Genomic DNA, 13,356 nt, shown 5'->3' on the forward strand with positions numbered 1-13,356 from the left:
AATAAAATCAGTAGATAACGAAAAGCGAATCATTAAGGGGATGGCCTCCACTATTTCACCGGATCGGGCAAACGATATTGTTGAACCCAATGGCATGTTGTTCGATCTACCTTTCCCCTTTCTTTGGCAGCATGACCACTCGAAGCCTATTGGCAATGTAGTTGCTGCAAAGCGTTCCAGTAAAGGTTTAGAAATCGAGGTGCAGATTGCAAAAATCAAAGAAGCTGGAAGTTTAAAGGATCAGGTAGATCATGCCTGGAATGCAATCAAGGAAGGTTTGGTTCGTGGTTTAAGTATTGGCTTTAGACCATTAGATTATGATGTTCGTTCAGGTGGTGGCATTCATTACACGGCTACCGAGATTTTTGAAGTATCAGCCGTAACAATCCCATGTAATGCTCAGGCCACAATTACCGAGGTTAAGCGAGCATCTAATGCAGGGGTGCGATTATCAGGATCAGGACATAGGACTGTTAAATTAAATACAGGCGGTGTGAAGTTATCACCAATCGGTGCAGATATTGTAGCGGATGGATTAAGCCACCAGGAGAAGCTACTAGCTGCTCAACTGGCCTATGCCGATCAGGTGAAGCGCAAGAGCTTGCTGGAGCCATTCATTAATGAGTTTGGTGAAGATAAAGCCAATAAGGTTCGATTGATGGCAGACAGTTTAAGGGGTGACTTATGAAACCAACATTTAAAACTAGAATGATGGCAATGCTCCCAAAGAATGATTATAAGTTCCGCGAGTATTCTGTGGAGGTGCATCAGCATAACGGCCGACAAATGAAGCCAGCAGAAATTGACTTTATATCTAGTGTGCAAAGGTTACCGCTTGAAGGAATTGCAGAGGTGCTGTGCTTATGGGAGAGCCAGGAGAATAAGCTGGAATTGGTTAAGATTGCCATGTTGTTTCATATTTATCGAAATGACTTTGATGCTTATCTGAAGAACAATAGAAGCAACCCGAAAGTTAAAAGAGCTTTTGAAATATGGGGAAGGATTAAAAGCAATCAGACCCGATCCTTTAAAGCATAGTTATTCAATACAGGTGGTGGGCTAGTCCCATCACTTTTTTTATTTAGGACAGGACAATGGCAAGATTACCAACATTAAAACCACGACTTCAGATAGCAAAGACCAAGTCACGGATTGACCAGGTGCAGAGAGGGACAGCCCGATTATATGGCAACACTTGGCAGCGGATCAGACAACAGGTATTGCTTAAAGGTGAATACACTTGCGCTAAGTGTGGCAGGGTCAGCATGTTTGAGATGGAAGTAGACCACATAAAACCATTGTGGATGGGTGGATCGAATAACCTGAATAACTTACAGCTATTATGCAAATCACCTTGTCATGAGTTAAAGACAGCAGAAGAAGCGACCTTGAGAGGTAGGGGCGGGCTTTGATTGATAAAAAAAGGGAAGTGTTTGTCGTTAATCGCGCACCCTCACATTTGCAAAAAAAACTGCTTTTTTAGGAATGTTTACCGATGGAGCTAACCAAGAAAAAACAGAAATTTATTGAGGGTATCAGGCAAGGCATGAATCAAAAGGAGGCTGCTATTTATGCTGGATGTCCTGAAAAATCAGCAAAGCAACAAGGCTATAGGTTGATGCAAGATAAACAGGTGAGGTTTTATCTGGAGAGAGATATACAACCTAAAAATATTAACATTCCAGAGATTATTAACAATTCAACCGATCCGCTTGAGTTGCTCACTCAGTTTATGAATGATGAGATGGTGGATATGCACACCAGATTGGAGGTAGCTATATTTTTACTGCCTTATTTCCACTCAAAACACGCCTGAATTGACTATTTATTAAACTTGATGTATTCGCGTACGCGCGCGCACAACACGGCTAACTTGTGGTTTTAGGGCTTAAAATCCCAATAGAATTAAGATGAGTTTAGCAGGCCGGTTCCTTATCTTTGATGTGCTGAAGAACAACAATCCCCCCCGATGGTCAAGACCACCATACCTGAGCCACCACATAGGGGAGCAGCTTATTCAAAATCTCCAACCGCGGCCAAGCACACGCGACTGGATGCACGTATCTGCAATCGAAAGTATTTTGTGATTTTTTTAGAGTGCTGGAGGTTAGGCTGGAGGTTAAAATTTAAATGAGAAAATAAAATACAATAAAAACATGAGGTTAAATCTATGCTAAATCACAATCATATGGCGATTTACTAGTTTGAGTCTTTTAGGAATGTATTCCTTGAGAAAAACTTGAAAATGAATTTATAAAAGCCCATTTTAAAATGGGCTTTTATCTTATGTAGTGGTGATCAATCTACGATTTCTTTGTAGTTAGGATGAAGTTCATAAAAATGTATAAATGCTCTGAATAAGTCAAAAGGAAAGGACTGTTATAAGTCAGAAGTGGTGATGGAAAATTTCAGTGATTCTTATATAATGTTTTAAAATCAAAACAATAAGATCACCTATGACTAATTATTATTTACCCGAACGTGAAATTTTAAATTTCAAACCTTATCAGTATAAACTCGCTAGTTGGGCATCTTTATCTGCTCTAATCCTCTTGGTCTGTTTTAATCTAAAGCACATCCTAGTCGGAGAATTTCAAAATATTGATTATTTTGATTTTGGCCTTTTTATTATTGTCTTTGTAATTTCCAGCTCAACAAAACTCATCCTCACAACACATTATTTGGAGCTGGCATATACACCTCTATTCCGGAGGAGAATCGCACGAAGTGATATCGAGAAAATGCATATTACACTACCTTTTAATATGGCATTTAAGCAAAAGCACCCCATACTGACTAAAAAGTTATTCAGTCGTAAATCTGATGATAAGCAAGACTTGAATCTAAAAGAAATTGGTCTTTTACAATTCATTCCATTGCATACTCAATCCAATATTTCAGCCATTCAGAAATTCTCTGTATTAAAACAGATTAATCTGCAAGAGCTTTCTAAAGAACAAAGCGAGAGCTTGTTAAGACATTTAAAGCAGGATTGGTATTTTGATATTCCGGTTGTTAATCAACCCCATCAGTCCACTAAACCTGAGCTTCATCAGGATATTGGTAAAACTCCTCTTATTCTAATTTTTATAGCGGTGATTCTTGGTTTTTTATGCGTCTTTCTACCAATGGATGGTCTACATTTTGGTACTGAATCTTATCTAGGATTAATTCCTGCCACTCTTTTCACTTTTATTCTTGGTTATATAGTGATTCGTGCAGAGAGAAAAGCATATGCATTTATCACGACTTTAATATGTAGTGTAGTGCTCGGGCCGTGTTTGTATTTTGTCGGCTTACAAGCAAATCGCCTTTACAATGAAGCTCAAGCTCCCATCACACACACTCACATACTTCAACTGATTGCAACCAATGCGCGTTATCAGACTTGGCAACTCCCACTAGAACTCACTGAAAAAACTGGTCTAGATGAAATTTATATCAATCAAAAATGGGCAGGATTTAATCATAACTTAAAATCTGGGCAATCCTACCCAGTTGCCATTAATGAAGGATATTTTAAAGATTTTTGGATTCAAAAAGATGCCTTTAAACACTTAGAAGTAATACAGGGGCATCAGCCATGATGATACCTGATTCCTTAGGTCAACATAGTATTTGCACTAACAAAGAGGAGAAATCACTATTTGAATTTCAACTTTTAAAGCAGGCGAAACTTGATTATAAACATTCAAAAATCAATGCATTTTTAGTTCACAAAAATACTTTTCCTATACTCTTCCTGTTGGCTTTGATACTTTTGTTATTTGATAAAAATAGGCTTTTTTTAGGGCTTACAATCAAACATTATATTTATATTTTGTCTGTACTCATGATTTGCCAATCGGCTTATCAAATCTGGATTGACTATAAAATCAAGCAAAAAATTAAACCTGAGAATGAGAAATATACATATTTTTCTTCAACAGGCATCATCAGAAAAATTATTTCCCATATGCCTAAAAAAAATCTGATTGAGTTTGAGATTGAATATTTGAATCGAGAATCTCAAATTCAAACACGTATTTTTAAACATTTTTACCAAATTGATATTTTTAATCCTGATGATTTTAATGACAGAGAAAGCGCTATCTACGCTTTAATAAATCAGTCTGTCATTCTTTATTTATCTTCTGAGTCTGAAACTTTGCTTCAACTATATTTAAAAGATCATGAACTACAAAACGTGAAGTTTAAACCTAGCCGTTTTTTCTTTAATTGCCAACCTTTTTGGCTATTCACCCAAGGCCCGCTCCCGCTGCCTATAGTAATTCACCCTGATGATCTACATAGTATTGAAATTCAATATTTGGCACAGAGTGAGACCTGGTCGTATATATTTAAAGGGCAGATTTTTGAAGACATTTATCTGTTGAGCCAGATTGAAAATATCCACGATTTTGAGCTAGCGTTATCTTCCAATTTGGCTGATTTTGATCATCAAAAACATAAAAAAATCAAACTAAGCAAATGTGAATATGCACAGCAAATTTGGCAAAATCCAAAGCCTTTGAATGAATTAAAAAAGACGCGAAAGCGCAAAAAATTAGCAATTCAATTCACCAGTTTTCAACTTATCTTGATCTTCACTAGCTTATGGCTTGCTTATCCATTTAAGGATTTTTTTCACATATCATTTGCCATTCTTTTTATTTTAATCACAAGTATACTTATGATTTTTATCTATATGTATTTATGTCGTCACTTTAAATACATGATTACGACTGATCAAGTTGCTTTATTTCAGATTCATCCGCGTAAAAAAGGTGGAAATCTATGACTGCTCTATTACGTCTACATATGGCTTTGTTGCACAAACCTATCCGTAAAGGCTTTTTCAGCGATATAATTTTCAAATGAAGAAGCCTACACACAAAATCTACCGCACAACCAATTGGCCCGCATATAACCGAGCACTCATGAGTCGCGGAAATATTGCCATTTGGTTTGATCCTGCTACGCAATGGTATGCTCCATCAAAAGGCAAACAAGGGCGAAATCAAACCTACTCCGACGCAGCTATCCAATGCTGCTTAATGATTAAATCCTTATTCCGTCTATCTTTACGTATGGTTACTGGCTTTGTGCAAAGTCTGATTGAACTTTGCGGATTAAATTGGACCGCACCAGATTACAGTACGCTTTGTAGAAGACAAAAGCATATTGATATTGCAATCAGCTACCAAAAAAGTAGCGATGGGCTGCATCTACTCGTAGACTCTACAGGCATGAAGTTTCTAGGTGAGGGTGAATGGAAACGCAAGAAACATGGAGCTGAATATCGTCGCCAATGGCGTAAACTACATATTGGTATAGATGCCAAAACCCTACAAATACGCGCTATTCAGCTCACAACCAATAATGTCAGTGATTCACAGGTGCTTGGTGATCTACTTAATCAGATTCCACAAGATGAGCAGATTGACTCTGTTTATACCGATGGAGCTTATGACACCAAGCAATGCCGTCAGGTCATTGCAGATCGGCAAGCACATGCGGTGATTCCACCTAGAAAAAATGCGAAACCATGGAAAGATACAAAGAGTAGCTCGCTAGAGCGAAATGAATTACTTCGAACAGGTTTTGTTGCACAAACCTGTCCGTAACAGCTTATTCAGCAATATAATTCTTAGATGAATAAGCCCACACCTAAAATCTATCGTACAACTAATTGGTCCTCTTATAACAAAACCTCGTTGATACTAAAAAAACCTCTCAATTTGAGAGGTTTTTTAGTATTTAATCAATTATTGCAAAAATAAATTCTCTTTAAAATAATATTAATTATCTACTTTGCTATGGGAGATTAGTCGATTATTTAAACTGAATCGCCCCATTCGCGCTGACGGTCATTTGCGATTCGCCTGCCGCAACTTCCTGCTCAGGAACCGCCATATCAGCCGATGCAGATTTCATCATGGCCATACGCGGTACTGGCTGTGGTGAATAATTGTTAGTATTCAGGTTTAAGTTCACCAGTTGATAACTCGGTTTGTTCCAGGTCTGGGTGAGTGCCTGTGCGCGTTGCTGGAAGTTTTTGGTGGCTTCAATCATCAGTTCGCTTTCAACTTTTTTACGCTTTTCGTCAGATACCTTGAAATTAATCGACTGGGTCTGGAAGTGCTGTTGTAATTCAGCAATTAATTGAGATGTCGCTTTAAAATCTTTTGATTCTAGACGAATCTGGGCACGACCACGCCATTCTTTCAATTTACGGTTGTCATTGTCATAAATAGGGTAAGTACTTTGTGCCCCAGTCTCGATTTTCACAGTTGGATATTTGCGTGCTGTGGCAATTGCTTGATTCATCAGCTGGTTAATTTGAGTGGCTAGTTCAGCCGGCTGTTTGTTGGATTTTTCAATATAAAGCACAGCATGCATTTCATCATTTGAGATTTCACGGCTAGCCTCTGCTGAAAGATTAACAACATTATAATTCAGAGATTCAGCAGGAGCTGCAAATGCGCCTGTGGCGAGGGTGCTGGCAAGGATCAAACTGGTAAGTGCTAAGAGACGCATGAAATTGTCCTGTTTTTCTTAAAATTGGCCATCTAAGCCGTTGTTAAAATATTAAATCTCAATTGTGATCTTTTTACGAAATATTTGTGGTAAGAGTGTTAAGTTTTCGATTATTTTTTCTGTAGTTTTAAAGTTTAATTATTTTAAAAATTATATATTTATTAATGCATTATTAAAATAATTGCAAACTTTTCTGAAAGGCTACAAAAAAGTATAAAAGAAGCTGCTTTTCTTTCCTTTGTCACACGTTAAGATGATAATTTAGAGCTTAGACAGGCATGATATTTTTTTTCGATAAATTTTCAGGTAAATTGAGTTGAAAGTTATTTATTTTCCTGAAAAAAACTGTATCATCCGCCTCTCCTAGTTACTGAATAGAAAATTGTCTAACTAGATTATATAAAGCACCGAGTCAAACGACCGCAAGTCACCAGACTTATTTCTTTCAACCCATATCAGAGATGGTAATTCGATATGAGCGTTTCTTCTGTAAATCCTGCCACCAATTCCACAAACGAATACTACTTGACTCGCCAAAGTCAGATGGAATCGAATGTGCGTAGTTATCCACGTAAATTACCGTTAGCGATAGCGAAAGCACAAGGTTGCTGGGTTACCGATGTTGAAGGTACGGAGTACCTTGATTGTTTAGCTGGGGCAGGGACATTGGCATTAGGCCATAATCACCCTGCGGTCATTCAAAGTATCCAGGACACACTTGCAAGCGGTCTTCCACTGCATACGCTGGATCTCACCACTCCTTTAAAAGATGCTTTTACTGAGGCACTTCTTGCTTACCTGCCAGGTGGTAAAGAAGAATATTGCCTGCAGTTCTGTGGTCCATCTGGTGCAGATGCGACTGAAGCAGCGATTAAACTTGCCAAAACCTTTACTGGCCGTAGTTCAGTGATCAGCTTCTCTGGTGGCTATCACGGTATGACTCACGGTTCTTTGGCAATGACAGGTAACCTGTCTGCGAAGAACTCGGTGAATGGTTTAATGCCAGGCGTTCAATTCATGCCATATCCGCATGAATACCGTTGCCCATTGGGTCTAGGCGGTGAAGCGGGTGTTGATGCTTTGACCTATTATTTCGAAAACTTCATTGAAGATGTCGAAAGCGGTGTAACCAAGCCAGCAGCTGTGATTCTTGAAGCGATTCAAGGTGAAGGTGGGGTGGTAACAGCACCTGTAAAATGGTTGCAGAAAATCCGTGAAGTGACTGAAAAACACAACATTGTGTTGATTCTTGACGAAGTTCAAGCAGGCTTTGCGCGTTCAGGCAAAATGTTCGCATTCGAACATGCTGGTATCGAACCTGATGTGGTTGTAATGTCTAAAGCCGTTGGCGGTAGCTTGCCACTTGCAGTACTGGGTATTAAACGTAAGTTCGATGCATGGCAACCTGCTGGCCATACCGGTACTTTCCGTGGTAACCAGCTGGCAATGGGTACAGGTCTTGCGACGCTACAAACCATTAAAGAACAAAATCTTGCGCAAAATGCACAAGAACGTGGTGATTTCCTGCAAGCTGAACTGAAAAAACTGGCGGCTGAATTCCCATGTATTGGTAACGTACGTGGTCGCGGTCTGATGATCGGTGTTGAAATCGTCGACGAGCGTAAACCAGCAGACCATATGGGTTCTTTCCCTGCTGATGGCCAATTGGCTGCAGCAATTCAAACCGCTTGTTTCAACAACAAACTGTTGCTGGAAAAAGGTGGTCGTAACGGTACAGTGATCCGTTTACTTTGCCCATTGATCATCACTCAAGCTGAGTGTGAAGAAGTTCTGGTTCGCTTCAAGAAAGCGGTTGCTGAAGCTCTAGTCGCAGTTCGAGGCGCATAATTCATGGTAGATTTTGCAGAACACCGTAAAGCGTTACTCTGCAATGATGCTGCATCTATCGCTGACTATGAGTCGGCGATGGATCAGGCGACCAAAGCGGTTGCAGCATGGTTGCAAAACGACAAGATGTATACTGGCGGTAGCATCAAGGAATTGCGTAGCGCAATTGCTTTCAATCCTTCTAAAGAAGGTCTGGGCGTACAAAAGTCTTTAGAGCGTATGGTTGAGCTATTCCTCAACAAGAGCTTGAAAGTACATCACCCGCATTCTTTAGCGCATTTGCATTGCCCAACGATGGTCACTAGCCAGATCGCGGAAGTGTTGATTAATGCCACTAACCAGTCAATGGACTCTTGGGATCAAAGCCCAGCGGGTTCTTTGATGGAAGTGCAGCTAATTGACTGGCTACGTCAGAAAGTTGGCTATGGTTCAGGTCAGGCGGGTGTATTCACTTCTGGTGGTACACAATCCAACCTGATGGGCGTATTGCTGGCGCGTGATGCCTGTATCGCAAAAAACTGGAAAGATGAAAACGGTAATCCGTGGTCGGTTCAGCGTGATGGTATCCCAGCGGATGCAATGCGTAACGTCAAAGTCATCTGTTCTGAAAATGCGCATTTCTCTGTGCAAAAGAACATGGCGATGATGGGCATGGGCTTCCAGTCCGTTGTGACTGTTCCTGTGAACGAAAATGCGCAGATGGATGTTGATGCTCTGGAAAAAACCATGGCACATCTTCAGTCTGAAGGCAAGATCGTGGCATGTGTGGTGGCAACTGCTGGTACAACTGATGCTGGTGCAATTGATCCCCTCAAACAGATTCGTGAAATCACCAATAAGTATGGCGCGTGGATGCACATCGACGCAGCATGGGGTGGGGCACTGATCCTGTCGAATGACTATCGTTCTATGTTGGATGGTATCGAGTTGTCTGATTCAGTGACATTGGATTTCCATAAGCATTACTTCCAGACGATTTCATGTGGTGCGTTCTTGCTGAAAGATGAAGCGAACTATCGTTTCATGCACTACGAAGCAGAATATCTGAACTCTGCTTATGACGAAGAGCACGGTGTTCCTAACCTGGTATCGAAGTCACTACAAACCACTCGCCGTTTCGACGCATTGAAATTGTGGATGACTGTAGAAGCGCTGGGTGAAGAGCTTTATGGTTCGATGATCGACCATGGCGTGAAATTGACTCGCGAAGTGGCAGACTACATCAAAGCAACTGATGGTTTAGAACTTCTGGTTGAGCCACAATTCGCATCAGTATTGTTCCGTGTAGTTCCAGCAGGCTATCCAGCTGAGTTTGTCGATGCCTTGAACCAGAACGTCGCAGACGAACTGTTTGCACGTGGTGAAGCGAATATTGGTGTGACTAAAGTGGGTCAAGTTCAATCACTGAAAATGACGACTTTAAGCCCGGTTGCAACGCTTGAAAACGTGAAGAACCTGTTGGCACTTGTGCTTGCAGAAGCGGACCGTATCAAAGATTCAATTGCGGATGGGACTTATACACCGCCAATCGCATAAGCGGTTGCAGGTGAAAAAAGGAGATCTAGATGATCTCCTTTTTTATTGGGTTTTGATCCATATAGATCATCAGCTTCAAGGTGATTAAGCTGCAAATAAAGGATTAAAGCCTTTTTTCCTTAACAGTTTACGGTACATACTGGAGCTGCGATCTGCCGGGAAATGTGCTTCCAGAGATAAGTCTAGCGGTAAAAACTCAGGCTTCTGGTTTTCGACAATCAGACGATCTTCTTCAAAAATCTTCAGATTAAAATCATAGGCTTCTTCGACGGGTAAGTCTTTATCATAATTACGACAGATAGGAGCAAACAGTCGGGTCTGACGGGCGGTCATCGGTGAAGCAGCATTCATAATCACCTGTTTGGCATCATTAGGGAAATGGATGGTCAGGGTTGCGGTAAAGGGCAGACTAATTTCAAAATGCCGTAGCCATTTAAAATCTTCCTGACCACGCTGATCTAACCCAATCGGATAACGGCCGACACTGCTGATATAGTCAGCACTGAAACCATATTGAGTTTCTGTTGTAGTGTAATTCGGGACTTCAACATCATTCGGATCACCGAAGGTATCCGGATGTACCCAGGCAAAATGGGCGACATCAATAAAACCTTCTAGCTGTCTGCCAGCAAAACATTTGATGTCGACTTGTGGGCAAATCAGTTGCTGATAATCTGCATCATTCCAATAAGGCATCACTGGAATATTCGGTTCAGCATCTTTGTCAGCTGTCAGTGAACACCAGATCAGACCATAACGTTCAACCGCGGCATAGGTCCGTAAATGAAACCGATCTGAAATTTTATGCTGTGGATGTGCAGGGATACGGTTGCATTTACCTTGTGTACCAAAACGCAAGCCATGATAAGGACAAACGACGCCTTGACCATCATTTTTTCCCAGACTTAAGGGCACGCCACGATGCGGACAGGCATCTTTGGCCACGATCAGTTCATCCTGCATCTTATAAATGACCAGTGGCATATCTAGCAACATTGTCCCTAGCGGCTGTTCAGAGACATCACGGGCTAAGGCCACTGGATACCAATATTGAGCCAGGAGATGCCAGTCATGTTCTTCAAATGTCATGTGAATCGGTAAATCTGGATTGAAAACTGGAATGGTTGTGCTATTCATGACGCTATCACTGTGATTCTTTATTTCCAATATAGGCCAATGTGATGTTCTACGAAATTTCAAAGATCAGGACATCCTGTTGCATAAATTCGAACAGGATGTAAGGAAGAATGAGCTATAGGCAAAAAATTAAAGGAAGCAATATTTAAAGTTCCAAAAAAGCATCCCGAAAGATGATTCTTCTATTTTCCATGCACAAAATGTGCATTCAGGACTTTATGCCTAATGTGATATGCAAGCTCCATTCAGACAAAATCAGCTAATGTCAGGGAACAACAAAAATATCTGATTCAGGATGAAGAGATGACTAATTTGCATGTATCCCAACCCGTTGGTTGTATTATTCAAGGAAAAATGGTACAAGGCGCTGCCGAAAGTTTTGTGGTGATTAATCCTGCTGATGAGCAGGTATTGGCCCTATGTTCCTCTCCCTCGGAAGCACAAATTGAAGATACCATCCGTAGTGCCGAGCAGGCATTTCAACACTGGAAAAATACGGATGATGCAACGCGACAGGCAATCCTGCATCGTATTGCAGATCGTATTGAAGAACATCGGGAAGAGTTAGCGCGTTTAGTGGTGCAGGAGCAGGGCAAACCTTATGCACTGGCTGAATTTGAAGTCGGTGGGGCCATTGCCTGGACCCGCTATCAGGCAGAACTCAAGATTGAAACTGAAATCTTACAGGATGATGCTAATAAGCGGATCGAACTTCATCATCGGCCTTTAGGAGTTGTAGCATCGGTTACTCCATGGAACTGGCCTTTAATGATTGCTGTCTGGCATATCATGCCGGCAATCCGCGCTGGCAATGTAGTGATCAATAAGCCTTCAGAATTTACCCCATTGTCTACCCTTCGACTCGGTGAGTTGATTCAGCAAGAAGTTGCACCTGGAGTGGTCTCTATACTTACAGGAGGCGGAGAAGTTGGGGCTAAGCTGACCAGTCACCCTGCAATTGCCAAAGTAGTATTTACCGGTTCGACCGTAACTGGGCAAAGAATCATGCAGAATGCAGCTGCGACATTCAAGCATCTGACACTGGAACTTGGTGGCAATGATGCAGGCATTGTTTTGCCAGATACCGATATCCAGGCAATGGCAACCCGAATCTTTAATGGAGCTTTTATCAACATGGGCCAGACCTGTGCAGCGTTGAAACGGCTGTATGTGCATGACAGCCAATATGATTCACTGGCACAGGAATTAGTAAAAGTCGCACAGCAACAATCTCTGGGAGATGGTTTAGCCGAGACGACTACTTTTGGCCCAGTGCAAAACATCAAGCAATACCAAAAAGTTCAGACCATGATTCAGGAAGCTCAGGATGAAGGTGCAATAGTCATGACATCTGGTCAGAATCTACCGGATACAGGCTATTTTATTGCACCAACAATTGTGACCAATGTAAGCCCAGATAGCCGTCTGGTGCAGGAAGAGCAGTTTGGTCCGGTGTTACCTTTGATTCGTTATCACGATATTGAAGAAGTACTGACTGAAGCCAACAATACGGATTTTGGCTTAGGTGGTTCGATCTGGTCATCCAATCTGGAGCAGGCGCAGCAGTTTGCTCAACGACTGAGTTGTGGTACGGCGTGGATCAATACGCATGGTGAGATTTTCCCGCATGTACCTTTTGGTGGATGGAAACATTCGGGCATCGGCGCACAGTTTGGACTGAGTGGCCTGCTCGAAAATACGATTCAACAGGTTGTTCATATCAATAAAAATTAAATCAAAAAAAGCTCAAGTTTAACTTGAGCTTTTTTCTTTTACTTAAAATATATCAACGTAATAAAGGGCGGGCAGCCTGAAAATCAAAATGTAACTGCTTGAATTTATTTAAGACAATATAAGATTTGATATGGCCGATAAAATTACAGCTTAGTAATTTTTCAGTCACAAAATTTGCCAGCATTTCCAGATTTTTAGCGCCTACTTTTAACATGAAATCTGCATCACCGCTTAAAGAAAAAGCTTCCTGAATAGCTTCTTCTTCTTCAATCAATTGTTGGAAAGCGCTCTTCGCTGCTGCGTCATGTGTTTTGAGATTAACCTGAACCATAGCCAAAACCGCAATTCCCAAAGCTTCAGGATGAATACAGGCGCTATAACCTAAAATAATTCCTTTTTGTTCCAGCAGCTGACGCCGTCTAGAACATTGAGAGGCTGACATACCGATTAAATCTCCGATTTCCTGATTCGTCAGGCGCCCATTTTTTTGCAAAGCCTGGATGATTTTCCAGTCAAATTTATCCATTGCATCCATTGCATTGAATCCTTATTCGATACACGTTCTATGTATTTTTAAATCAT

12 protein-coding genes and 1 pseudogene are annotated in these 13,356 nt (G+C 41.0%); 10 read left to right on the forward strand and 3 right to left on the reverse strand.

Annotation, left to right across the window (positions count from 1 at the left end; translation table 11 throughout):
- Window positions 1-40: 40 nt before the first annotated feature.
- The 7 genes and pseudogenes from FTV18_RS01745 to FTV18_RS01775 all read left to right on the forward strand — a co-directional run.
- A complete protein-coding gene (locus FTV18_RS01745; protein WP_257218564.1) occupies window positions 41-688 on the forward strand; it encodes an HK97 family phage prohead protease in 648 nt (215 codons plus the stop codon).
- Complete coding sequence (locus FTV18_RS01750; protein ID WP_180016716.1) at window positions 685-1,038, forward strand: hypothetical protein; 354 nt, start codon at window positions 685-687, stop codon at window positions 1,036-1,038. Before FTV18_RS01745 ends, FTV18_RS01750 begins: the two co-directional genes overlap by 4 nt.
- A 56-nt stretch (window positions 1,039-1,094) precedes the next feature.
- Complete coding sequence (locus FTV18_RS15835; RefSeq protein WP_180016714.1) at window positions 1,095-1,412, forward strand: HNH endonuclease; 318 nt, start codon at window positions 1,095-1,097, stop codon at window positions 1,410-1,412.
- Between the two features lie 83 nt (window positions 1,413-1,495).
- Window positions 1,496-1,816, forward strand: a complete 321-nt coding sequence (locus FTV18_RS01760; RefSeq protein WP_180016712.1) for a terminase small subunit — start codon at window positions 1,496-1,498, stop codon at window positions 1,814-1,816.
- Between the two features lie 640 nt (window positions 1,817-2,456).
- Window positions 2,457-3,587 carry a hypothetical protein gene (locus FTV18_RS01765; RefSeq protein WP_180016710.1) on the forward strand — a complete coding sequence of 377 codons (1,131 nt, stop codon included), beginning with the start codon at window positions 2,457-2,459 and terminating at the stop codon, window positions 3,585-3,587.
- On the forward strand, window positions 3,584-4,780 hold the full coding sequence (locus FTV18_RS01770) for a hypothetical protein (protein ID WP_180016708.1): 1,197 nt from the start codon (window positions 3,584-3,586) through the stop codon (window positions 4,778-4,780). The genes FTV18_RS01765 and FTV18_RS01770 overlap by 4 nt, the downstream gene beginning before the upstream one ends.
- 76 nt (window positions 4,781-4,856) lie before the next feature.
- Window positions 4,857-5,579: pseudogene (locus FTV18_RS01775) on the forward strand (IS5-like element IS17 family transposase); the annotation flags it as partial.
- A 235-nt stretch (window positions 5,580-5,814) separates the two neighbouring features.
- Here the strand turns inward: FTV18_RS01775 and FTV18_RS01780 are convergent.
- The gene (locus FTV18_RS01780; protein WP_004646521.1) at window positions 5,815-6,519 is read right to left on the reverse strand and encodes an SIMPL domain-containing protein; all 705 of its coding nucleotides are present in this window, start codon (window positions 6,517-6,519) and stop codon (window positions 5,815-5,817) included.
- 474 nt (window positions 6,520-6,993) lie between these two features.
- On the opposite strand from FTV18_RS01780, the gene FTV18_RS01785 reads away from it, so the two are divergent.
- Both FTV18_RS01785 and FTV18_RS01790 read left to right on the forward strand, forming a co-directional pair.
- Complete coding sequence (locus FTV18_RS01785) at window positions 6,994-8,367, forward strand: diaminobutyrate--2-oxoglutarate transaminase (protein WP_159123116.1); 1,374 nt, start codon at window positions 6,994-6,996, stop codon at window positions 8,365-8,367.
- A gap of 3 nt (window positions 8,368-8,370) precedes the next feature.
- Window positions 8,371-9,903 carry an aspartate aminotransferase family protein gene (locus FTV18_RS01790; RefSeq protein WP_125278393.1) on the forward strand — a complete coding sequence of 511 codons (1,533 nt, stop codon included), beginning with the start codon at window positions 8,371-8,373 and terminating at the stop codon, window positions 9,901-9,903.
- 84 nt (window positions 9,904-9,987) lie between these two features.
- On the opposite strand, the gene FTV18_RS01795 is transcribed toward FTV18_RS01790, so the two are convergent.
- Entirely contained in the window at window positions 9,988-11,040 is a 1,053-nt protein-coding gene (locus FTV18_RS01795; RefSeq protein WP_180016706.1) for an aromatic ring-hydroxylating dioxygenase subunit alpha, read from the reverse strand.
- A 303-nt stretch (window positions 11,041-11,343) separates the two neighbouring features.
- Here FTV18_RS01795 and FTV18_RS01800 point away from each other — a divergent pair, with 303 nt between their 5' ends.
- Window positions 11,344-12,774, forward strand: a complete 1,431-nt coding sequence (locus FTV18_RS01800) for an aldehyde dehydrogenase family protein (protein WP_180016705.1) — start codon at window positions 11,344-11,346, stop codon at window positions 12,772-12,774.
- A 52-nt stretch (window positions 12,775-12,826) separates the two neighbouring features.
- Here FTV18_RS01800 and FTV18_RS01805 read toward each other — a convergent pair whose 3' ends face one another.
- Complete coding sequence (locus FTV18_RS01805) at window positions 12,827-13,300, reverse strand: Lrp/AsnC family transcriptional regulator (protein ID WP_180016771.1); 474 nt, start codon at window positions 13,298-13,300, stop codon at window positions 12,827-12,829.
- Window positions 13,301-13,356: the final 56 nt, after the last annotated feature.

Source organism: Acinetobacter sp. YH12241, assembly GCF_013417535.1.
Lineage (GTDB): Bacteria > Pseudomonadota > Gammaproteobacteria > Pseudomonadales > Moraxellaceae > Acinetobacter.